We start from the raw sequence: 21,908 nt of genomic DNA on the forward strand, positions 1-21,908 counted from the left end.
CTTACCAGCTGGAACCGGCTTGAATGTAGTAAGCGGACTCTTCCGGCCCCCAGGCCACATCCACACCCATGGTAAAGCCGTAGCGCTTGGCGATCAGGTAGCGAAAGCCGGTGCCGTAGCTGTCTACGTCTTCGGCGTCGCTGGTTAAATTGCTCCAGCTGTCGGCCACAAAGCCCGCGCCGCCAAAGCCTTTAAGGTGCCAGCGTGGCGTAAACTTGTAGGTGGCTTCAATTTCGGTCAGAAACGCCTGGTTATTCTGGTAGCGGGCGGCGGGTACACCGCGCATGCGCAAACCGGGCAGGGCGTAGGGGGGCAGGGTTTCGCCGCTGGCGGCCTCAACGCTTTGGTAATCCAGGCGCAGGCCCAGGTTGAAGGTGTCGCTTAGCTTCCAGTAATTAAGCCCGGTAAATTGATACTGGGTGTAGTTCAAATCACTGCCAATGGCGTCATCAAAGCGCACGGCCCGGGCGCGGTAGTTGTAGCCTGCCTCGGGGTTCATGGGGTTGTCGCGCGAATCATACTCAACCAATAACCCCAGGCCCGAGGTGTTTTCGCTGATGTTGAGGCGGTTTTGCAAAAAGGCCTCGACTTTTTCGTTCAGCTCATCGTTGGGCAGCAGGTCGATATTAAAATCGTCAGCGAGCCTGGTTTCCATGCGCTGATAGGTTTGGTAAAAGCCCGCAAACCATTTGCTGTCGCCCAGGCGAAAGGTGAGTTTTTGCAGTATGGCGGGCCCGCTCACATTCAGCTCAATGGGGTTTTGTAAATCCACATTGGCAATGCGGTAAAAATTCAGGTTCATATCCGGGTAGCCAATGCCGCCTTTGTAGCGAATGGTGTCGTCGCGCCAAAACCCAATATGTCCGGCCCCGCCAAACATACTGCCGTTTTCGGTGGCTCCGGCGCCTAAAATAGTGATGTTCTCGGGGATGATGCCCGTGTTCTGCTTGTCTTGTTTTTGCGCCTCAGACTCGTGAAAAAATACACCCATAACCCCCAGGCCGTTACCCGTGGCCGGTTCGGTAATAATGATGGGCACGGGCAAAAAGCCCAGCATGCGCTGGCTCAAATACTGGCTGGCGTCCAGCATGCCGTCGTCTGGGTCGATAAACTCTTCGCTGATGGCAAAAACCTGAGGGGCGCTGAACGCAAGCAACAGGGGCGCTGCTTTAATGGGGGCTGGAAGCTTCATAACCTATCCTTGTGGAGCACTGAGCGTAAATGGTAGCGGATCGGGTCAGGTAAGGATAGGCGCGCCCCGGTTAACGGGGCGCAAAAGTGTTATAGAACAGCTGGTATTGAAACAGCCAACGCGCTTAAAGCGGCTTGAGTTTGATATTGCGAAACCAGACTTTATCGCCATGGTCTTGCAACACAATATGCCCTTCGTTGTTGTTGGCAAACTCGGGCCAGTCGGCAAACTTGCTGTTGCCAATTAACTGCTGCCACTCGGGCGAGGTGGTATCCGCCTGCACCAGCTTGTAGCCGTTTAACCAGTGTTCAATTTTGCCGTTGTTCACCACCAGACGGGTGCGGTTCCACTGCCCGGCTGGCAGCACGGTCACGAACTTGGACTTAATCAAATCGTACAAATCGCCCGCGCGGTGTTTTTCGATTTTGCCGTCCGGGTGGCCCGGGTTATCCAACAGCTGGTACTCCGGCCCGCTCTGGTACGAGTGCTCAAGTTCGGGCGTTTCTTTTACTTTATACAGAATGCCGCTGTTGCCGTCTTCGGCCAGCTTCCACTCCAAATAGAGTTCAAAGTTTTCCACCGGTGCCGGGGTAATCACCACATCGCCACCGCCCGGTGTTTTCCAGCCTTGGTCGGCGGCGGTGCGGCCGGTTAAATGCAGCGCGCCATTGTCCACTACCCAGCGCTCGCCTAACTGATCGCTGTTGTAGTTGCGTAAACCGTTTAGGGTTTTACCGTCAAATAATAACTGCCAGCCGTCGGTTTTTTCCGCTTCGCTTAAGCGGTTATTACGTGGCTGGTAGTCAGTGTTGATGGCAACGGGTTTGTTTGCCGGAATTGCGTTTAAGGTGTACCAGGCTTCGGTGGTCCACAGCTCGTTCTCGCTTTCGCTCACAAAGCCGCGTTTAATGCGGAAATACACCAAGTGGTTTTCTTTTAGCCCCGCCAATTTAAATTGCGCGCGGCGGCGATCTTGCGACAGCGAAAACGCTTCAACTTTTAGCGGGCCTTTGTCCAGTTTCGGGCCGCCGTATTCGCTGGTCGGTTCGTAACGCCACTGAATAACCTCAAAGTCTTCGGCGGTAATGTTTTGCCCGGCGGCCACCGGTTCGGTAAAGGTAATTTCAAAACCGTCGCTGCGGGCGCTAACGCTTAACATTTCAAAGGCGGTATTGCCGTTGTAGTTTAAACGCTGCAAGCCATACCACTTGCCACCGGCGTGGGCCCAGTTGCCGGGGTTGCCTACGCCACCCACAATCAGCGAGCCATCGGGCGCCCATTGCAAGCGGTTAACACCGGCTTCTAAGCCCTGGGTAAAGCGAAATACCGCGCCCTGCAAACGGCCGTTAATGCGCTCGGCAAACACGCGCTTAATGCCGCCGTGGGTGACTTCGCCGTGAATCATCTGGTTTTGGTAGGGGCCTAGGTTAAGCGGCGCGGGCTCGCTCGGCGAGTTGCCAATTTCATCTTGCGGCAGCCACACCACCGGCAGGGTTTCGGTTAAGTTTTCGGTGCCGGCAAAATCCACCGAGCGCGAGCCATACCAGGCGCCTTCGGTTAACTCGATAATTTTGCTGGACGGAATCCAGTCGCCCTGGTTGTCGGCAATAAACAGTTGCTCGTCAATGCCAAAACCAATGCCGTTGGGGGTGCGCAGGCCCGAGGCAATCATGGTGACTTCGCCGGTGCTTTTGTTCACCTTAAACGCATGGCCGCGATCGGGCGCCTGCGGGTCGGCACTGGCGCCGCCGGGTAAAATAGCGGTGGCCAAAGCGCCGTAAAAATAGCCGTCTTGATACTCCAGGCCAAAGGCAAACTCGTGAAAGTTGCCGGTTACCGACCAGTCGTTTGCCACCAGCCGATACTCGTCAATAATTTCATCGCCATTGACATCCACCAGGCGGGTCAGCTCTTGCTTTTGCAGCACGTAAATATCGCCGTCCACCACTTTTAAGCCCAAGGGCTCGGCCAGCCCGCGGGCGATGCGTTTAACCTGAATGTTTTCCGGCGCCGCATCCCAACCCGAGACAATATACACCGAACCTTCCGGGTCCCAAGTGGAGACTACCAAACGGCCGTCGGGCAAAAAGTCCAGCCCGCCCACCATGGGTTCAAATTCTTCCGGGCGCGCCTGATGCAAATCAAACGACGGGTGCACGCCCGCCACTTCGCGCATATCCCCGGGCACGGTTTTCACAATATCCGGGTCGGTAACCACCGGCTCTACCGTGCGCAGATCATTGGGCGTAACCACCAGCATGGATTCGGGGATTAACTCAAACTTGCCGGTGGCAGGGTTTTTCCATTGCAGCGATAGGGCCGCGCCCGAGGTGCCCTGAAAATAAATAATCTCCAGCGGGTGCAGGCCCGCTTCTAAATCGATGGTGGCGTCCATGGGGTCGGGGCCGTGAAAGCCCCAGTGGTTAATGGCAAGCTCGCCGTTTAAATACAAATAAGAGCCGTCGTCGCTCACCAAACGCAAGGTGGTTTGCAGTGGCTTATCCAGCTTTAAGTTGGTTTTTACCTGATACGCAAAGCGCTCTTTAATCGGCTCAAAGGCATCGATGTCGGGCAAATGAATTTGCGCACTGTGCGCGGCCAGCGCCGGTGGGGTATTGCGCAGTACATCCACATTGGGTTGGTCGCCGGAAAAATAATGCAGGTAAAACAGCGCGCCCGCCGCGTTTTCGTTTAGCTCGGGCGTGGTGTCTTTTAAGTTAACCGCCACCGCCGGTTGCGCCAAGGGGTTTGCACCGTCGGCAACGGGCTCGGCAGCCGGTGCCAAGGTGAAAATATAATCCACCATGGTGGCGGCGTCTTCGGCGCTTAAACTGGGGTGCGGGGTCATGGGTATCTGCCCCCAGTTGCCCGCACCACCGTCGATAATCTTTTGCGCCAGCATCTCCCGCGCGCCGCTTTCATTGATATAGCGCTGGGCAATGGAGGCGTAAGACGGCCCCACGGTTTTTACCTCGGGGTTGTGGCAGGCGGCGCAGTCACTACCGGCTATTAATGCTTCGCCCGGGTGCTGTTCTGCCTCGGCCGGTGCATCATTTTGCCCGTTGGCTTGCTCGCTTGCTTGGGGCAGGGCGGAATAGTGCAGGGTTAATTCGGTCGTGCCCGGTTTAAGAATCAGGCGGTCGCCGTTAAGCTCACCCGTGCCACTCACAGAATGGTTTTGTGGCAGTTGTAAGCCACTTAAACTCGCCGTACCGCCAGTGACAACAAACTGGCGTGTTACCACGGCCTGTTCCCCCTGCATTTGATAACCGGGGGTTTCTTCTATATTAATGCCGTCGCCCGCGTACAGCAGGGTGGGGGTGTTACCGTTTAAGCGGTGGCCTTTAAATTCAATAGCGCCTTGCCAGCGGACGTTTTCATTTTTCAGGTAATCCCGCCCCGGTGTGGCGGGCTGAGGGCCGTGCTTCTGGTCGTACACCGCGCCGGAAAACTCCACCTGGCCATCCCACACTTTAAATAAGGTGCCCGCGTCTGTGTCGTAGGCAAGGCTCAGGTCATCGCCCAAGCGCAGGGTTAACACGCGGGGTTTGCCGTCCAGCACCGAGCGAAACGCGGTCATCTGGCCCGTCATCGGCGGGCTTTGCACGCTTTGTTCGGCGGCGGGTGTGTCGGGTTGGCAGGCGCTGAGTAAAGCGCTGCCCGCGATTAAGCAGGCTTTCAGTGTGGGGGTTGCATAAGGGCCCATGGTGGTCTCCTGTTTATTTTTAGGAGTTTAGTTTGCCACAGGCGGTTTGGGATGCGGAGTTTATGCATACGTTTTCATCGATGTTAGAAAGGGGGTTTTACTTTTCTTGATGGTTGGTGGGGGGGGGCGCGCTATCGCGCGGTGTTTATAGGCCCGTGTCGCCGGGCGTTGCGAGTTACTTTTTTCGGCAAAAAGTACCGCCGCCGTTCCTGCGCATCCATGCGCCCACGGCATTAGTGATTCCCTTCACGTCAACACCTCGCCCAACAACTGGTCCCTGCGGCGCGAAGCGTCCGGCCAGCAAGCACAGCCTGCTGTCGTTCGGTTACGCGCAAAGCAGTGCTTTGCAAACGCTAGACCTCACCCCTCATTCCAATCGATTTTAGCAGGCCGTATCGATAGGCCGTCCGTGGCCTAACGATACTTGTGCAAACGTCCTGTTTGCTTACCCGCTAAAATCGATTTCCATTCGGCCTAGATGTAAACGGGGCAAAAAAGCGGTGCTTCGTAGCTAGGTCTAGCCCATCGGGCATAATGAGGCAAAGCCTTGCTCTAGCGTCAGACCTCCGACATCAGGCGTCCGACGTTAACCCGTTGCAAAACGGGCTAACCCATGGCACTATTTTCCTCATCAAAACATGCGTTCATGGTTGTCTCGAAAAACAACTATAAAGCGGTCACGTAGCCAGGAGGCTGGGAACAGAACAGGGCAGTATCTAATCATTGACGCATGCCCTTCATTTTTACGTTTCCGAGTTGCTTGTTTTTCAGTGGAGCCCTGAGCGGCTTGCTAGAAATTGCGATTAGAGAGAAGGTGCCCTCTGAAGTCTCGGTCATGTTTATATTTAGAGATGTCTACATATAGAAACATATGGTTAGATATACACATAATGTCTATATATGACCATGCTCATGAATTAGCTGTTAGGAGTCCGCATGAAATCAATAGAGAAGTGGGCTGATCGTGTTTACTCTGAAGATGATTTCGGCAGAGGAATAGCGACGTCTTTATCAGGGATTATCGGTCTTTCAGTTTATCTTTTATCAGATGATTGGGTTATTTCCGCTTTTTCAGCGATTATTGCATTTCCAATTTTTAGAATTATTGCTTCAAGCTTTAACGAAAAGCATAAGAGGAAAAGCCAAAGAAAGATTGACGAAGAAAACGCAAAGTATTCCTTTGATAAGCTAAGTGAAGAAGAGCTGAATGTGGTCAAATCATTTGTTGAGGCTGGTGGTAGTGTGTTGACTTGGCGACAAGTCAACAACCTCCCAATACCCTCTGCTGCGATTGAATCTTTGATTCAGCGCGAGTTAATCTGGTCTTCCGTAATGGCAGATGGCATGACTGAAACATTCGCTTTAGACACCAATATTTTTAATCTAGGTGTTGATAAGTATGCCAAGAAAAACTCCTAACAAAGCGTGCCAGTCGGACATTTTTTTCCGTAGCTTCCTTTGTGCTGACCGCTACGCTAGCACAAAACGCCACTCCACAAACTGCCGCTTCACTCAGCGTTATAACCTAAAGGAAGTTTTGTGCCAGAAATAGAAATACCAGTATGGTTTATATCATTTTGTACTGCGCTATTGGCCGCATTTTTCGGTTCTTTACTGGCAATACGAAAATTCAAAAATGAGAAAATATGGCAAGAAAAGTATCAGGCCTATCAAGATGTATTGTCAGCGCTAGAAGCTATGTTACTTTGGGCCAACGAGACATATTGCTATCAAAAAATGATACCTACTAAAGGTACTCAAGGAATAGAGGGCGGTAATTGGCCGACCTTTGCAGAAGCTCGTAGGGTGATAGCGAAAACTACTTGTATTGGCAGCCTACTTTTACCTAGAGAGGTAATTGATGAACTGGATGCATTGGAAAGTGATCTTTGGAATGAAAACTTTAGAGCGGACGACGAAAGGTATTATTATCCGAACACACCTGAAGAGTCTGAAGCAATTGCAGAGCACGCTGAGAATGTAGAAAAGCTTATTAAACCAAGACTCAAAATGATAATTACACATGCTAAGAAAGATCTCGGAAGGGTATAAAAAATTGCATCAGCGGACATTTTTTCCATCGCTATTTTGTGTGGTGTGTGCCACACAACGGCTCTTCCAAAAATACCGCTGTGTAGGTGAGGGTCAGGTCTTGAATTGTGAATTTGGCTATTAGTTGCTGGGCTTCTTCTTATAGTCAGACCACTACGTATAAAAGTGGATGAGGGGCCAAGCTTTTTAACCATATAACCCAACGGAGGTGTGGCCATGTGCGGCCGTCTGAATGTAGTCGACTCCCCCTTGGTTCAGGCGCTCTGCCTAGCGATAGGCCTAGATATAGGCACGCCGCCACCAGGCAACGCCGATGTACGTCCCACACAGCGTGTGTTGACAATCGGGGGTGTCGACGGCCAATTGGCGCGTATAGACACCACCTGGGGAATACAGCCCGCCTGGGCAAAGAAGCTGCTTATCAACGCCCAAGCTGAGTCGGTTGCTGAAAAACGAACCTTCAAGGAGTAAAGGGGTCAGGTCTTGAATTGTGAATTTGGCTGTCGGGAGGTGGCTACGAAGTGCCGCTTTTGGCCCCCGTAGAGCCAGCCGAACGGAGGCCTGCTTTTTGGGGGTACGCGCACAGGGCGTGCGCACAAGCATCGTCTGGCCAGGGATGGCCTGTCGATGCGGCCCGCAAAAACAGGCTGAAGAGAGGGAACCCGAAGGGCGGGATCTCCGGGGTGAGTTTCTTGGCTACTTCTTTGCTCACCAAAGAAGTAGCTCGCCCGCCCGGCGACACGGGCACATAAAAAACTCCCAAAAGGCAGGGGTCAGGTCTTGAATCGTGAATTTGTAGGTTCGGGTTAGGCTTCACATTCCACATCAAAGTATAAAATATAATGCTTGACCTAGATGCTCCTCAACCATGTAACTCAACGGAGGTGTGGCCATGTGCGGCCGTCTGAATGTAGTCGACTCCCCCTTGGTTCAGGCGCTCTGCCTAGCGATAGGCGTAGATATCGGCACGCCGCCACCAGGCAACGCCGATGTACGCCCCACACAGCGCGTGTTAACAATCGGGGGTATCGACGGTCAATTGGCGCGTATAGATACCACCTGGGGAATACAGCCCGCCTGGGCAAAGAAGCTGCTTATCAACGCCCAAGCTGAGTCGGTTGCTGAAAAACGAACCTTCAAAGACGCATTCCAGCGCACTCGATGCCTGGTGCCTTGCGTTGGTTACTATGAATGGCGTGACGAAGGCGGGTCGCGAAAGCAAAAATACCACTTTCATGATCCTGCTAATCAGGGCCTATTGATGGCGGGTATCTACTACCCAGGTGACACACCTGAGCTTGTCACCCTCACTACCGCACCCAATACGTTAGCTTCTAAATATCATCACTGAATGCCGGCGCTCATTCGCCCTAACGAAGCCAGGCAATACCTGTTCGGCAGCGTAGAGGAAGCGCTCGCTCTATGCATCGCAATCAATGACGAAGAGTTGGCAGTAGAAAAGGCCTCTTAATGTAAACGCCTGAACCCGAGGTGATTTTCGGCACTCATATCCCCTGAGAGCGAGCCGATTGGAGGCCTATTTTTGTGGGTAAGTGAGCAGGACGCTCACGCAAGTATCGCCGCGCCAGGGAAGGCGCGTCGATACGGCCCTCAAAAATTGGCCGGAATGAGGGAACCCGAAGGGCCGTGAACCGGGGTGTCCTCTTTTGAGTACTTTTCTGGACAAGCAGAAAAGTGCTTCGCCCGCCCGGCGATTGAGGGCAAAACTAAACTACCGCTACTCCCACCAACACCAAAATCCCAACCTGCGCCAACAACGCAATTCCAAAAAAGTAACTGCGCGGGCTGGGGTTTTTCTCTGTGGCGATAGCGTAGTAAAGAATCATATGCACAATACGCGCAAAGGCGTAGACCATTACCGCCACGCCTAACCAGCGCGGGTGGGCGCCGGCAAAAATACCCAGCAATACGCTACCGATAAACAGCGGCATGTTTTCCAGCGAGTTCATAAAGGTGCGGTGAGCGCGGAATACAAACGAATCGTGAGATAAGTTATCGCTGATTTTTCCCGGTACCGCGCCCGGTTGTTTGGCTTTGCTACCAGCGGCGATAATGGATTGTAAAAACAAGGTTAGCAGGGCAATAAAAAAGCCGATAAAGGTAACGCTGTAGTCGTAGTTCATGTTTTGCTCCATAACAATAAACGGTTGTTGGCGGGCATGGCGCAATCTTCTTTTAGCGTTAAGCCGCACTCGTTTGCTAGCGCCTCAACGTTTTCAAAATCGCGAATGCCGCTGGCCGGGTCGCGCTCGCGCAGCATTTGATCAAACGCTGCGTTGCTGTCGCTGGTGTATTTGCCGCCGTAATTAAAGGGGCCGTACAGCGCAAAAATGCCACCCTGGGGTAAATGCTTTCCCACTTCGCGAAATAGGTTTTGCACCAATGGCCAGCTGACAATATGCGCGGTATTGGCCGAGTAAACCCCATCGAAACCGCCCGGCCACTGGGGGTTGGATAAATCGAATACCACGGGCCGCTGTAAGTTATCGCTGGGCTCGGCGTCTATCCACTGGTTGATACCGGCGTGATTAATTTCCAGATCACTGGTCTGCCAGATTACATGCGGCAGATTGGGCGCGAAGTAAACCGCGTGTTGCCCGGTGCCCGAGCCGACTTCCAGTATGCGACTGGATTTGGCAAACGCCGATTTTAAAATGGCAAGGATTGGGTCTTTGTTGTTTTCGCAGGCTTGAGAAAAAGGTAGGGACATAGAGAGATCGTTTATTGAGAGTAGTGGTGGCTGGGGTGTTTAGTGCTGCGTTAAAAGGGTGAGGGGCAACGGTGGACGGGGAACGGAGTAGGGGGAGAAAAATTTTCCGTTCCCCCGCACCTCGGTCCCCGTTATCCTTAACCCGTTCCCCGGCTTTTAATACTTAACACTACACCCATAAGCGCGGGTGGATGGCTCTTCCACCGGCTCACCGGCCATGGCAGCATCCAAAGCGGCCACTACATAGTTTTTAGAGTCGGGGATAACCGCTGGGTTGGCGGAGTCGTTATCGTCGATGGCGCCCGCGTATACCAAGGTGCCCTCGGGGTTGATGATGTACATATGTGGAGTGGTTTTGGCGCCGTAGGCACGGCCCATGCTGCCGTCCGGATCAAGCAGTAAGGGGGCGCTGTTGTGCATGTTGTGGGCTTTGGCTTCGGCCATGGCCTCGTCGGGCTTCAAGTAACCTTGCTTGCCTTCGGCGGAGGAAATAATGGTCAGCCAGTTTACGTCTTGCGCGGTGTACTTTTCTTGCAGCGATTGCATATTGTCGCTGCCGTAGTGCTTGCGCACGTAGGGGCAGTCTTTGTTAAACCATTCCAGTACCAGCCATTCGCCCTCGTAGTCGGCCAGGGTGTGGGTGTCGCCTGCGGCGTCGGTTTCGGAGAAATCCGGTGCGGGCTCGCCGGGGGTGGCAACGGCAAATGCCAGAGCGGGCAGAGATAAAACGCTAGCCAGTAAACCTTGCTTGATGATGTTCATCGGTCGTCTCCTTGAGGGTTGGCAAACAGTTGGGTAATCATGCGCTCTTGCAGAATTTGCGGCAAGAGCTGGGCAGATTCGGCGCCCGGCGCATACCAGGCGTAAACAGGTACGGAGTTGCGCCCCAGTTGGCTCAGTGCGTCGGTAATGGCCGGGTCGTGGCGGGTCCAGTCGGCGCGAATGGCGAGCACATTGTGCTGTTTAAATAGCTCGGTGGTGTGTTCGGTGTTCAGCACCAGCTTTTTATTCACCTGGCAGGTAATGCACCAGGCGGCGGTGTAGTCGATAAATACCGCTTGGCCGTCGGCGCGGGCCTGCTGGATTAAGTCGGCATTGTAGCCCTGCCAGATGCCCTCACCTGTGATGGAGGCAGGTTCGCTGGGGGCTAGGCGGGCAAAGGTCACTACCAGTGCGGCCAGTGCCAGCACCCATGCCACCAGACGCCAGAGCTTGCCGCCTTTACCGCCCAGCCACAGGCAAAACGCCAGGGTCAATAATAAGCTGCTGCCCAGCAGCCAGCCGCTGTCGCCCGCCAGTTGGCCCAACACCCACAGCAGCCAGATAACCGTGGCGTATAAAGGAAAGGCGAACAGCTGGCGCAAAGTGTCCATCCAGGGGCCTGGGCGGGGCAGGCGGGCGAGTAGCGCCGGGGATAGGGTCAGCAGTAAAAAGGGGGCGGCAAGGCCCGCCCCCAGGCCCAAAAATATCACCATGGCTGAGGCCGCTGGCAACACAGCCGCCGCGCCCAGGGCGGCGCCCATAAACGGCCCGGTGCAAGGGGCGGCGACAAATACGGCGAGTACCCCGGTGACAAAAGAGCCACCCGAGGCGTTGCCTGCCATTTGCATTAAACGGTGGCCGAACTCAAACACGCCGCTAAAGGCCAAGGCCATCAGCCAGAATAAAACAATTAACCCCAGCACCACGGGGGCGGACTGCAATTGAAAGCCCCAGCCAATGGCCGCGCCACCGGCGCGTAGTGCCAGCAGCAGGCCGCCCAGGGCGGCAAAGGTAGCCAGTACCCCGGCGCTGTACAGTAAGCCTTCGCGCGTGCGAGTACTCGCACCTGCGCCGCTGTTAATTAAGCCGAACAATTTAATCGACAACACCGGAAATACGCAGGGCATTAAATTTAAAATCACCCCGCCCACAAACGCGGCCAAAAGCAGCAACCACAGGGGTTGATTAGCCTTAGGCGGTGGCGCACTGCCTAAGGGGACTCTGTCCAGCTGCCAGGCTTGCTCGCCATCGCTGATTACAAAGCCGGTATGGGCGGGCAGGTCGACGCCCGGCTGGCGCTCAAAGGTATAGCGGTAGCCGCTGTCGGTGCTGTTGCGCTCGGGGCTGGCCGCCGCCAGTAGCGCGCCGTCCAGGGGAAATACATTGGGTGCTTCGCCGTTACCATGCAGGCTAAGTTGCAAGGTGTTGTCCGCGCCCGTCAGTAAAGACTCAGCTTGCCAGGGGCTATTGGCAGCTGCTTGGGGAATACGCGCTTGCCAGTTTTCTATTAGCGTTTTGTCTTCTGCGCTCCAGCTCGCTTCGCTGCCCACGGGCAGTTCGGTTGTCATGCTGCCAAAGCCCGGGATGCAATCGATTTTGCACACCAGCCATTCTAGGTCGATATTGAGCTCCACCGTTTTTGCATTGGTTTTGGGGGTCAGCTCAAACAGGTAGGCGACATTGCCCTCGTAACCTAAGTTGGTTAAATGCTCCACCGGCAGGCGGGTGGGAAAGGGCCACTGAATACCACCAATATTGGCGCTGTCGCTGCGGATATTAAATTTAGGTGCCGCTCCCGAGTCGCCGGCGTTGCGCCAGTACACATGCCAGTGGGGGTCGACCTCAAAATAAAAGGCCAGGGTGTTTTTGCCGCTGCCTAATTGTTCGGGAGCAACTAAACGGACCTTGACATGATCGCCGCTGGCGCTGGTTTGCGCACTCCCCAGGGGGGAGAAAATACTGAACAATAAAAAAATTATCAGTTGGGTAATAGGACGCATAGCGGTGTCTTTTGGTTGGGTTTCAGTCGGCTACTGTAACGCGATTCTGGCCTTCTGGCGAAAGTGTGTTGTCATAAAACGATAATAACCAATACTCATAATACGCTGCCGCCAATATTCAATTTCTGAGCTTAATATGGAAGTAAAAAGCAGACTTTTCGTCGTTTTATGTGTTTGGGTTTTATCTTCGGGCGCGTTTGCGCAACAGGATAGATCGCCGTCTGCACCCTTGGGGGTTGCGCCTTATATTGAGCTGGAGCGCGAAGCGTTTTTGATGGGCTTATTTGTACCCGCTTATGTAACCAGCGCGCAAGAGGTTATTAATACCTCGGGCAGTCGGGCCATGGAATTTAAGTTTACCGCCGACCGCATGACCGCCGGTAAGTTGTCCCGCTTGTTTCTGCAAAGCATTGCCATTAACGCGAGCCCGCAGCTACAGCGTGACAGCGCGAATTCACTGGCCAGCTTTTTTAATACCCTGAAGGGCAGCTTACGCACAGGTGATGTCCTGACGCTAAGCGAGAAAACCGACGCCAGTGGCGTTGTGGTGTATTTGAATGGTCATACCTTGGCGGATATTGAAGACCCGAATTTTTTTAATCTATTGCTGCTTGGCTGGATTGGTTCGGTCCCGCCCAGTACAGACTTTAAAGCGGCACTGCTGGGGCAGAGTAACCCCGCGGATGTGGAGCGGTTTCGTCAGATTGAGCCTTCGCCCGAGCGCAGTGAAGCCGTAGCGGCTTGGTTGGAGCCCATGGAAGAAAAGCCTGCCGAGACGACGGAAATAGAACCAGTAGCGGCGCCGACAGAGCTGGCCACCTCGTCACAACCGGCCAGTGACAGCGCCGTGAGTGAAGCGGCCTTGGCCAGTGTGGCCGCAGTGCCCGAAGCCAGCGCACCGATTGATGTACCGGTATTGGCCGCCGCGCCTGTGGCTCAGCCTGTTGCTACGCCTACCAATACGCCTGTCACTACGCTCGCCGCAACCGAGACAGATGTGGCCCCCGAGCCCACCCTTGAGCAGGCCGAGGCGTCTACGTCTTCTGCCGCTACCGCTCGCAGCACCGAGTCCGAATCAGCCAACCGTTTAGCGCAAAGCGAAAAGGCCGACGAAGCCGAGGAAGATTTACCCAACTTTTCGGCCGAATCGTTACACATTTTGCAGGACTATACAGCGCAGCTGGTGCAGCTGACCCATGCTCACATTAAGTACCCGCGCCGCGCGATGAAATTGCAGCAAACCGGCAGTGTGCGGATGGCTGTAGTGATTAATGCTGAGGGTGAGCTGATTGATATGCAGCCGCTGTTAGAGTCCGGGTATAAGCAATTAGACGACGCGGTGGAAAAGGCCATTGAAAAGTCAGCACCTTACCCGGCGATACCCAAAGCGCTGCGCGCCGAGCATTTTGAATTTGTGTTTCCCATTACCTTTATGCTGGAAAAAAGTTAAGCCGTAATAAAGAAACGACCGGCGACGAGGCGTTAAGCGGGGTTGTCCGGGGGCTTGGGGCTACTATACTCAGGGCATTGCTCACGAGGTCGTCTATGCTCGAATCAAGCACCCTGGTCATTGTTTTGTTGCAGTTTATCGCCCTGATGTTAGTTATATGTGGGGTGCTGTGTTGGTGGGTATGGCGCCTGCGCAAGCAATGCGGGCGCTTAATGGATGCCTGCCGCCGTATGAGAAGCTCTCGCCCGCCTGTGCGTACCGACCTACCTGCGGCGCAACCGGAAACGATAGCCTCGCCCCCTTCTTTAGAGCACCCCTGGCGCACGCTGTGTGAGCAGACCTTGCAGCGCTATCAACATTTAACCGGAAAAACTCTGGGCGATTATTCGCAAGACGATCCCTTCAGTGCCCGAATCGCTTCGGTGCGCTACCAGTATTTGCAGGCCGAGGAAGCCGCTGCACAGCAGGATACCGAAGCGCGTGTATGGCTTACGCTCGAGAAGCGTCTGGCGCAGCTGATTACGGTGTTGTTGAACAATGCCAAACCGGTGGTTGCCCAAGAGCCTGACCAAGTCACGTTACTGCGCCAGCGGGTGAAAGCGCTACGTAAGGTTGAGGATGAAAACAAACACCTACAGCGTGAAAACTCTGCCTTTGCCAAGCGCCTTGAACAGTTGGGAGGCTATCGGGATAAGTATCAGAGCCTGATGCGACAATTACGCAAGGCGCTCCCGGGTGCGGAATTAACCCAGTTGTTGCAGGCGCAACAAAAGCACCATGGTCTTGTTGAGCAACTGCACCACTATGTTGAAGAGGATGCGGCCGAGCTGTATCAGGATAAGCGCCCGGTGCTTGGGCATATTGCCGAGCTGCATGACCTTGCCAGTGATTCACAGAGCTATGTGCATGAAATGAAGCAGGCTTCGCAGCAGCAGGCACAGTTTGAGTTGATGGAGCAGCTGCGCAGTAACAATAAAATGCAGCGCCAGACCATTGTTCAGCTGCGCAAAGAGTTGCAATGCTTGCGTCGTGCAATGGAGGAACAGGAGCACGAGGGCGATAGTGAAGAGGTGCAACGTTTAGAGAAGCTGGTACGCGAAACAGAGTCTTGCGTTGCCACCTTGGAAAGTGAGGTGGATTTTTTACAGGAAAAGCTGTCGCACCAGAGTGCGGACCCGGTGGTAGAGGCCGATCCTGTTTTGCAGCAGTTAAAGTACTTTGCGGCGAATGTGGTTTTGCAAACGTCCAGGCAGGGTATTGCCGCGTTATTGATTTCGGTTTTTAACCAGCTTGGTTGGCAGGCGGCCTTTTTGCTGACCGATGAGTCCGAAGAGAGTTTTTACAATGGTTCAGAGCGCGATGACGCGCACATTAAGTCTTGGTTGTCGGGCGCTGCCGCTGATGAATCTCACACGCAAAGTGATACAGGCACCATCGCGGTGAGTGGCCCGCTGCGAGTGTATTTTGCACCGGTCATGAGGGACGCCATTGACGCCGAGCATTTGCTTGAGCGACTCAGTTTGTTGGCGGCGTTTATCAAGTTGCAGTTGGAGCATTTGGCAGATTTAAAAAAACTGGCTCATTTTCAACAGCAAATTGGTGTGTTTGCTGCAAGCATAAAAGAAAGTGTGTCGAACATTGAAATTCAATACGCCTATGGGACCGAGCAGGCACGCGCTTTGGTGAGCAACTTGATTATTGAATTGCGCCAGTTGGTAGCGGCATCGGAAATGGAGCCGGAATTGCGCGAGGTTTTTGAAACGGCAATCGCAGAGGCCAGTGAACGTTTTACCTTGTTGCTGCAAAACGGTGGGGCGGTTGACGGCGAAATTGCCAAGCTTGCCGAAACATTAGAAGAGTTGGAAAGGCAATAAAAACCGGCCCAGCAGATTTTCTGGCTGGGCCGTAGCCGGTCGATTAAAACAACACGCGGCAGCGAATGGTGCCTTCAATACTGCGCAGCTGCTCCAGCGCGGTTTCACTGTAGGGCGAGTGCACATCCAGCACCACATAACCGACTTTGTCGTTGGTTTGCAAATACTGCGACGAAATATTGATGTCGTTATCGGAGAACACGCGGTTAATGGCCGACAGCACGCCGGGCACATTGGCGTGCACGTGCAGCAGGCGGTGAGCGTGGGGGTGTTCGGGCAGGGCCACCTCGGGGAAGTTAACCGAAGTAATGGTGGTGCCGTTATCCGAGTAGCGCACCAGTTTTTCGGCCACTTCTACACCGATATTTTCCTGGGCCTCTTGGGTGGAGCCACCGATGTGCGGCGTGAGGATGACATTGTCCAGGCCGCGCAATGGGCTGACAAATTCGTCGTCGTTGCCTTTGGGCTCAACCGGGAACACATCAATCGCGGCGCCCGCGATGTGTTTGTTTTTCACCGCCGCAGCCAGGGCGTCAATGTCCACCACGGTGCCGCGCGAGGCGTTAATTAAGTAGGCGCCTTTTTTCATCATGCCCAGTTCGCGCTCGCCAATCATGTTTTTGGTCGAGCCGGTTTCCGGGACGTGCAAGCTGATAATGTCGGCGCTTTGCAGCAGCTCATCCAGCGAGCGCACCTGCGAGGCGTTGCCCAAGGGCAGCTTGGCGACTACGTCGTAAAACTTGACTTTCATGCCCATGGATTCGGCCAGCACACTGGTTTGGCTGCCGATAGAACCGTAGCCGATCAGGCCCAGGGTTTTGCCGCGAATCTCGTAAGAGCCCGCCGCCGACTTTAACCAGCCGCCGCGATGGCAAACAATGTTTTTCTCGGGGATACCGCGCATCATCAAGATGGCTTCGGCCACCACCAACTCGGCAACCGAGCGGGTGTTGGAATAGGGCGCGTTAAAGACCGCCACGCCGTGCTCTTGCGCGGCCTGCAAATCCACCTGGTTGGTGCCGATGCAGAAGCAGCCTGCGGCAATCAACTTGGGCGCGTTTTCAAACACCCGGCGGGTGAGCTGGGTGCGCGAGCGCAGACCGACAAAGTGGGCGTCTTTGATCTTTTCAATCAAATCGTCCTCGGACAAGGCGGTTTTCAGGTATTCGATGTTCTCGTAACCGGCGGCGTGCAGGGTTTCGATGGCGCTTTGATGCACGCCCTCTAACAGCAGAAATTTAATCTTGCTTTTGTCCAGTGACTTCTTGGCCATAGTCGGTCAGACCTCAGCTTGCGGCGAATGGATTTAGGGGGTAGGAAAAGCGCGCGATAATAGCATAAATGCAGCCCCTACGTCAGACACGTTTTGCCTGCGAGGGTGCAGAGTGCGCAACCCGTGAGTGCGGCGGGGTGAGCAACCCAGTTGGCTTGGTCACCGCTATCCTTTTGGCACTGTTACCCGGTTTACGCTGACCACTTCTACCCCGTGTGTATCCCCCTCCAGCCAATAGTGCCAGGCCACATCCAGATCAAACAGCGTCATGGCGTAGCGCCGTGCGGGGTCGGGCGTTTGATACTGAGGGCGGGGGTCTTGCCCCAGCAGTTGCTCGATTAACGGTTGCAGCGCCTGGCCCAGGCGGGTGCCCTCGTGGTTGCATTGCTCCAGTGCCTGCGGACTAAAACGCACGGGAATTAACGCCGGTGGTGCTGGGGCAATAGTGTTTTGCGCCTCGGGCAGGCTGTCGGCATAGGGCACATAGGGTTTGATGTCGATAACCGGTGTGCCGTTCAACAAGTCGTGACCGCTGATGTGCAGCCGCGCTTTGCCTTTTTCAATTTCGACGTGCTCCAGCTTGACCACCGACAGCCCCAGGCGGTTGGGGCGGTTGGGCGCGCGGGTGGCGAAGACGCCTAAGGTCTGGTTGCCTCCCAGACGCGGTGGGCGCACCCGCGGGCGGAACTCGCTGATGTGAAATTCGTGAAAAATAAACTCTACCCACAGGTGTGAGCACTGGCTTAACCCGGAAAATGCGCTGGCCTGATCGAAGGGCGGGTAAAACTCAATGGTGGCCTTGGCCGCGCGGGCGAGCCCACTTTGGCGGGGGATGCCAAACTTGGTGGTAAAACAAGAGTACACAACGCCGATGGGCTCGAGGGTGTAAGACATAGTTTGCCGTGACTGCCGCGCTAAAAGCGGCAGTGTAAACCATGTGGCTTAGTGCTGCGCTACCCGAATGCGGCTGACGTTTTCCAGCGTGGTTTGCGCCAGTGCTCTTTGGCGCTCGGCGCTGTCGGCAAGCTCGGCGATGGAGGTGTCGGTGTGTTCGACGGTCTCCAGCACCTGGGTCAGCGAGCCACGTGCCTGTTGTGCGCGATCGTATTCCCCTTTTGAACTCTCGGCGATGGTGGTTATCACGTTTTCAATATCCGCTACGGAGCGCTGAATATTGCTGAGTGATTGCTGCGCAGCGCTGGCGTAATCCACGCAGTGGGCGGCGCTGTCGCGCTCGGTGGCCAGGCCCGAGGCGGTGGAGGTGACGGTTTCACGCAGCCGGTCAATCAAGGCCTGAATCTCGCCGGTGGCATCGTGGGTGCTGGCCGACAGGCGTCGCACTTCATCGGCAACTACGGCAAAGCCTCGGCCGTGCTCACCCGCACGGGCCGCTTCAATGGCCGCATTGAGCGCCAGCAGGTTTGTCTGCTCGGCCACGCCTTTAATGGTATCGACCACCGCGACTATATCGTCGGCGGCCGAGCTGAGTGCCTGCATGCTTTCGCCGGAATAACTGATGTGGGCCTGCAATCGGGTGACTTGATCCACCACGTCGCCCATTTGGTGCTTGCCAGCGCGTGCTTCCTGGCTGGCGGCATGGCTTTGGCTGGCGGTTTCTTGTAGGTCCTGATGCATTTGTTGCAGAGATTTTTCGACCTGATTCAGCGCTGAGTCCATCTGCCCCATTTCGCGCCTTTGAGTTTGTGCGTCGGCTCGGCAGCTGGCACTGGTGGTGGCGTTTTCTTCGGCGGTGGCGGCGGAGTCGCGGGTGGACGCAATCACCCCGGCCAGGGTATCGCTCAAACTGGCAAACAAGCTGTTTAAGCTGCGGCTGATGTCGCCGACTTCGTCGCTGCGCGAGGTATCGAAGGTGGTGCTTAAATCTCGCGTGCGGGCGGTGGTTTCAATGTGGTAAGAAAGCTCGCTCATGGGTCTGGCTAAATAGCGCGAGAAAAAGAAAGCGGCCAGAGCTGCCAGAGCAATCAAGACCAGCGCAGCGGCGGCGATACTGGCCCCCACGCGTGCGCGCAATTCGTGTAAGGCGGCAAAGACTTCACTTGGCTCTTGTTGCACGATCAGGGCGTAAGTGTTTTCACCCATTGTCAGGGGTTGCCAGGCGGTGTAGACCTCGCGCCCGGCATAATCCTGGGCCAGGTCTGTGCCGGCGGTGCCTGACGTGGCGGCTATCACAGGCTGAGTGTTTAGCTGTAACCAACCAGCACTGGTGCCTGTGCGTTCAATATCTGCAGCCTGGTGGCTCAGGCCCGCGCTGTGCAGCATCTGGGTGAACGCCCTGGGGTTTTGTTGATGGGCGCGTAAATCGGTAATCACCTGCCCTTGCGGGCCTGCCATATAGATGTCACCGGTTTGGCCCAGGCCCAAGTCCCGCCATTGGCGGTTGTTAGAGAGCAGGGCTTCGAATCGACTCGCTGGGATTTGCGCAATCAGGTAGCCCACCGGACGCTCGGGGCTGTGAGCGTTGTGATATACGGCAACACCCACGTACAGTGAAAGTTCGCCTTGCTGGAAAGGGCTGTGCTCAAATTCAGAAACAATAAAGCGCTGTGGGTTTTGCTGCAGGTCTTTGGCGGTGTGTGCTAGTGCAGAATTCTGAAACGGTCCTTGTTGCAGGGATGTGCCCAGGTGCGGGCCTTTGCTCACTGAGTAAATCACCCGCAGGCCGCTGTGATCCACCAGCATTAAATCACTGAAGCCAAAGCGCTGGATAACATCGTGGTAGCTGGCGTGGTACTTGCGATGCTGCTGGCCGTAGATTGTGGCATCACTGCGGTCAGTCATATCGGCCAGCTTATCGGGCCAGCCGGGGTTGGTTTGCAGGTAGAAGTGTTGCAGCAACTGCGCCTCGTAGGCCATTTGTTCTAGCCATTGCCCGACAGCAGGGGTCACGCCATCGCTTTTACGCTGATGAAACGGGGTGTACTCGTTTTGGTACCATTGGGCCAGCTCGCTGCTGAGGGCATTTTTGTCCATAATGCCCACCTCGTAGCGGTAGGAGTCAAAGGGCCGCACAAAACCATAGGCTGCATCTTGAGTCATGCGGCCATTGGCCAGAGAATTGAGCAAATCCTGATAGTGGTTAAGGCTGGATTGCACGGCGGCCTCTCGCCCCAAAGCAATGGCGTGAAACTGATTTTTGAGAGTGGTTTCGATAGCGTTTGAGCTGTCTTTAAGTGCCAGGATACCTGTAGTGCCGGCCGACCCTATGACGGCAAATACAGTCAGGGCTATAGCCCCCAGCATTAAGCGAGTGGATATTTTCACAGTTACCTCCGGTGATTCTGGCGACAACATAGGTGGGTTTTATGACACTTTTGCAACGCTGCTATAAATGAGGTTTATTTAATGAAAGTGAGCGTCAATGAGTCGGCAGTTGCTCAAAACAGGAGTAAAGAGATGGAAAATCGTCAAGTTATTGGGTGCGGTTTATGAGTGTAAAAGCGACTGTCTTGGCCCGAGTGTGTTGCCTGCTTTTACTGGCCTCGACCTGCAGAGCCGAGGTGCGCGAAATGCTGGATTACATTTACTACGATGTGCCAGACCCAATTACCGCTGATATGACACTGGCAGAAAGCCTGAATGCCGCGACACCGATTGAACAGGGTGAGCGCCCCTTGCACGGATATAATCACTGGTCGTTACGCTGGCACCTGGATTTTTCGCAGTCCGAGTCGGCCTGTGAGGTGGCGTCGGTTACCGTTGATCTTGATACGCAGATGCAGTTGCCGCAGATGGTGAGTGCCAGTGCCGAGGTGCAGGAGCGTTTCAATGCTTACGTTGAACGCTTGCAGCGCCACTTGGTGGGACACTATGTAGTGGCAATTCAGGCTGCCAATAAAATTGAATTACAGCTGAGCCAGCTTGGCGCAGCTGCCGACTGCGATGAGTTAGAGGCGCGCGCCGATTCCATTGCCGAGGCCATTGTTGCCGAGCACCGGGATAAAGAAAAAGCCTTTGATGAAATGACCGATTATGGTGCTCAGCAAGGGGTGGTGGTGCCTGAGGAAGAATAACGTTATAGCCAGGCCAGGGCTTCGTCTAAGCGGTCAAAGTGTTTTACGTGCCCCTCGGTAAACCAACTGCCAACGCGGCTGGCCATATCCAGCCAGCGTTGGTTGCCGAGAATCGCAATTTTGTGAAAGTGACTGCCGTGTTTCAACCCCAGCTTAAGGTCGTCCCAGGCGGCGTGTAGCTCCCACCCCTGAAATTCGCTTACGTCTACCAGTGCGTAGATTTCCGGATCTTCCAGGTCGGCAATGGCATTATTGAGGATGGGGACAATTTTCTCGTAGTCCTCATGAGTGAGCTTTCCGGTGATTCTCAGGTTGAGCAAAAAACGGTTTTCATGCCGGGTTATCCCTATCTGCAATCCGTGTACATTCATTGTGTTCTCCTTGGTCTTCCCTTTCATTTTGCGCCAGTATAGCGCGTATTGTGTATATATGTTTTTTCGTATATGGTGGCTGTGTAGCGGTCGGAGATTTTTATGAGCCCTGTCAGTTTTTTTAAATGTTTAGCGGACGATACCCGTTTGCATTGTGTGCTGTTATTGCAGCACAAGGGCGAGCTCTGCGTCTGCGATCTGGTAGACGCTATTGGCGAGAGCCAACCCAAGGTGTCGCGCCATTTAGCGCAGCTGCGCGAGTGTGGGATTTTATTGACGCGCCGTGAAGGGCAGTGGATGTACTACCGGCTGAACCCTCAGTTACCTGCCTGGGCTGCGGCCGTTATTGGGCAGGCGGCCGAGGGCAACTCAGTGTATTTAAAACCGGCTTTAGTGCGATTAGGTAAAAGCGAAAGCCAGGCCAGTTGCTGCGACTGAAAATTTTTTACACTTAAATATGCGAAAA

18 protein-coding genes are annotated in these 21,908 nt (G+C 54.6%); 8 read left to right on the top strand and 10 right to left on the bottom strand.

Going from position 1 to position 21,908, the window contains the following annotated elements; genetic code table 11:
- Position 1: 1 nt before the first annotated feature.
- Both D568_RS0100665 and D568_RS0100670 read right to left on the bottom strand, forming a co-directional pair.
- Positions 2–1,192 (bottom strand): BamA/TamA family outer membrane protein, encoded by a 1,191-nt coding sequence (locus D568_RS0100665; RefSeq protein ID WP_020207622.1) that lies wholly within the window; start codon positions 1,190–1,192, stop codon positions 2–4.
- 124 nt (positions 1,193–1,316) lie between these two features.
- Positions 1,317–4,898 (bottom strand): 3-keto-alpha-glucoside-1,2-lyase-like domain-containing protein, encoded by a 3,582-nt coding sequence (locus tag D568_RS0100670; protein WP_020207623.1) that lies wholly within the window; start codon positions 4,896–4,898, stop codon positions 1,317–1,319.
- A 936-nt stretch (positions 4,899–5,834) separates the two neighbouring features.
- On the opposite strand from D568_RS0100670, the gene D568_RS0100675 reads away from it, so the two are divergent.
- The 4 genes from D568_RS0100675 to D568_RS18755 all read left to right on the top strand — a co-directional run bounded on the left by D568_RS0100675 (position 5,835) and on the right by D568_RS18755 (position 8,301).
- Positions 5,835–6,317: a superinfection exclusion B family protein gene (locus D568_RS0100675; RefSeq protein WP_020207624.1), complete on the top strand. Its 483-nt coding sequence runs from the start codon at positions 5,835–5,837 to the stop codon at positions 6,315–6,317.
- Between the two features lie 120 nt (positions 6,318–6,437).
- On the top strand, positions 6,438–6,950 hold the full coding sequence (locus D568_RS0100680) for a hypothetical protein (protein WP_020207625.1): 513 nt from the start codon (positions 6,438–6,440) through the stop codon (positions 6,948–6,950).
- Positions 6,951–7,166: 216 nt separating this feature from the next.
- Positions 7,167–7,421: an SOS response-associated peptidase family protein gene (locus D568_RS18750; RefSeq protein WP_020207626.1), complete on the top strand. Its 255-nt coding sequence runs from the start codon at positions 7,167–7,169 to the stop codon at positions 7,419–7,421.
- Positions 7,422–7,842: 421 nt separating this feature from the next.
- Positions 7,843–8,301, top strand: coding sequence for an SOS response-associated peptidase (locus tag D568_RS18755; RefSeq protein ID WP_020207627.1), 459 nt, complete (start codon positions 7,843–7,845; stop codon positions 8,299–8,301).
- A 376-nt stretch (positions 8,302–8,677) separates the two neighbouring features.
- Here D568_RS18755 and D568_RS0100695 read toward each other — a convergent pair whose 3' ends face one another.
- The 4 genes from D568_RS0100695 to D568_RS0100710 form a co-directional block, all read right to left on the bottom strand.
- Positions 8,678–9,094: an MAPEG family protein gene (locus D568_RS0100695; protein ID WP_020207628.1), complete on the bottom strand. Its 417-nt coding sequence runs from the start codon at positions 9,092–9,094 to the stop codon at positions 8,678–8,680.
- Positions 9,091–9,681 (bottom strand): DUF938 domain-containing protein, encoded by a 591-nt coding sequence (locus D568_RS0100700; RefSeq protein ID WP_020207629.1) that lies wholly within the window; start codon positions 9,679–9,681, stop codon positions 9,091–9,093. Before D568_RS0100700 ends, D568_RS0100695 begins: the two co-directional genes overlap by 4 nt.
- Positions 9,682–9,837: 156 nt before the next feature.
- Positions 9,838–10,443 carry a thioredoxin family protein gene (locus D568_RS0100705; RefSeq protein WP_020207630.1) on the bottom strand — a complete coding sequence of 202 codons (606 nt, stop codon included), beginning with the start codon at positions 10,441–10,443 and terminating at the stop codon, positions 9,838–9,840.
- Complete coding sequence (locus tag D568_RS0100710) at positions 10,440–12,443, bottom strand: protein-disulfide reductase DsbD family protein (RefSeq protein ID WP_020207631.1); 2,004 nt, start codon at positions 12,441–12,443, stop codon at positions 10,440–10,442. The genes D568_RS0100705 and D568_RS0100710 overlap by 4 nt, the downstream gene beginning before the upstream one ends.
- A 136-nt stretch (positions 12,444–12,579) precedes the next feature.
- On the opposite strand from D568_RS0100710, the gene D568_RS0100715 reads away from it, so the two are divergent.
- Both D568_RS0100715 and D568_RS0100720 read left to right on the top strand, forming a co-directional pair.
- Entirely contained in the window at positions 12,580–13,893 is a 1,314-nt protein-coding gene (locus D568_RS0100715) for a TonB family protein (RefSeq protein WP_020207632.1), read from the top strand.
- A 95-nt stretch (positions 13,894–13,988) separates the two neighbouring features.
- Positions 13,989–15,767, top strand: a complete 1,779-nt coding sequence (locus D568_RS0100720) for a coiled-coil domain-containing protein (protein ID WP_020207633.1) — start codon at positions 13,989–13,991, stop codon at positions 15,765–15,767.
- A 43-nt stretch (positions 15,768–15,810) separates the two neighbouring features.
- Here the strand turns inward: D568_RS0100720 and serA are convergent, their stop codons facing one another.
- The 3 genes from serA to D568_RS18760 all read right to left on the bottom strand — a co-directional run bounded on the left by serA (position 15,811) and on the right by D568_RS18760 (position 20,322).
- Positions 15,811–17,040: a phosphoglycerate dehydrogenase gene (gene serA / locus D568_RS0100725; protein WP_020207634.1), complete on the bottom strand. Its 1,230-nt coding sequence runs from the start codon at positions 17,038–17,040 to the stop codon at positions 15,811–15,813.
- Positions 17,041–17,205: 165 nt separating this feature from the next.
- Positions 17,206–17,934 (bottom strand): tRNA (N6-threonylcarbamoyladenosine(37)-N6)-methyltransferase TrmO, encoded by a 729-nt coding sequence (tsaA, locus tag D568_RS0100730; RefSeq protein WP_020207635.1) that lies wholly within the window; start codon positions 17,932–17,934, stop codon positions 17,206–17,208.
- Between the two features lie 48 nt (positions 17,935–17,982).
- Positions 17,983–20,322, bottom strand: coding sequence for a methyl-accepting chemotaxis protein (locus tag D568_RS18760; RefSeq protein ID WP_020207636.1), 2,340 nt, complete (start codon positions 20,320–20,322; stop codon positions 17,983–17,985).
- 164 nt (positions 20,323–20,486) lie between these two features.
- Between D568_RS18760 and D568_RS0100740 the strand changes: the two genes are divergently transcribed.
- Complete coding sequence (locus D568_RS0100740; protein WP_020207637.1) at positions 20,487–21,071, top strand: DUF922 domain-containing protein; 585 nt, start codon at positions 20,487–20,489, stop codon at positions 21,069–21,071.
- A 2-nt stretch (positions 21,072–21,073) separates the two neighbouring features.
- On the opposite strand, the gene D568_RS0100745 is transcribed toward D568_RS0100740, so the two are convergent.
- The gene (locus D568_RS0100745) at positions 21,074–21,442 is read right to left on the bottom strand and encodes a SpoIIAA family protein (RefSeq protein ID WP_020207638.1); all 369 of its coding nucleotides are present in this window, start codon (positions 21,440–21,442) and stop codon (positions 21,074–21,076) included.
- A 102-nt stretch (positions 21,443–21,544) separates the two neighbouring features.
- Between D568_RS0100745 and D568_RS0100750 the strand changes: the two genes are divergently transcribed.
- On the top strand, positions 21,545–21,880 hold the full coding sequence (locus D568_RS0100750) for a metalloregulator ArsR/SmtB family transcription factor (protein WP_020207639.1): 336 nt from the start codon (positions 21,545–21,547) through the stop codon (positions 21,878–21,880).
- The last annotated feature ends 28 nt before the right edge of the window (positions 21,881–21,908 follow it).

Source organism: Gilvimarinus chinensis DSM 19667 (assembly GCF_000377745.1).
Taxonomy (GTDB): domain Bacteria; phylum Pseudomonadota; class Gammaproteobacteria; order Pseudomonadales; family Cellvibrionaceae; genus Gilvimarinus; species Gilvimarinus chinensis.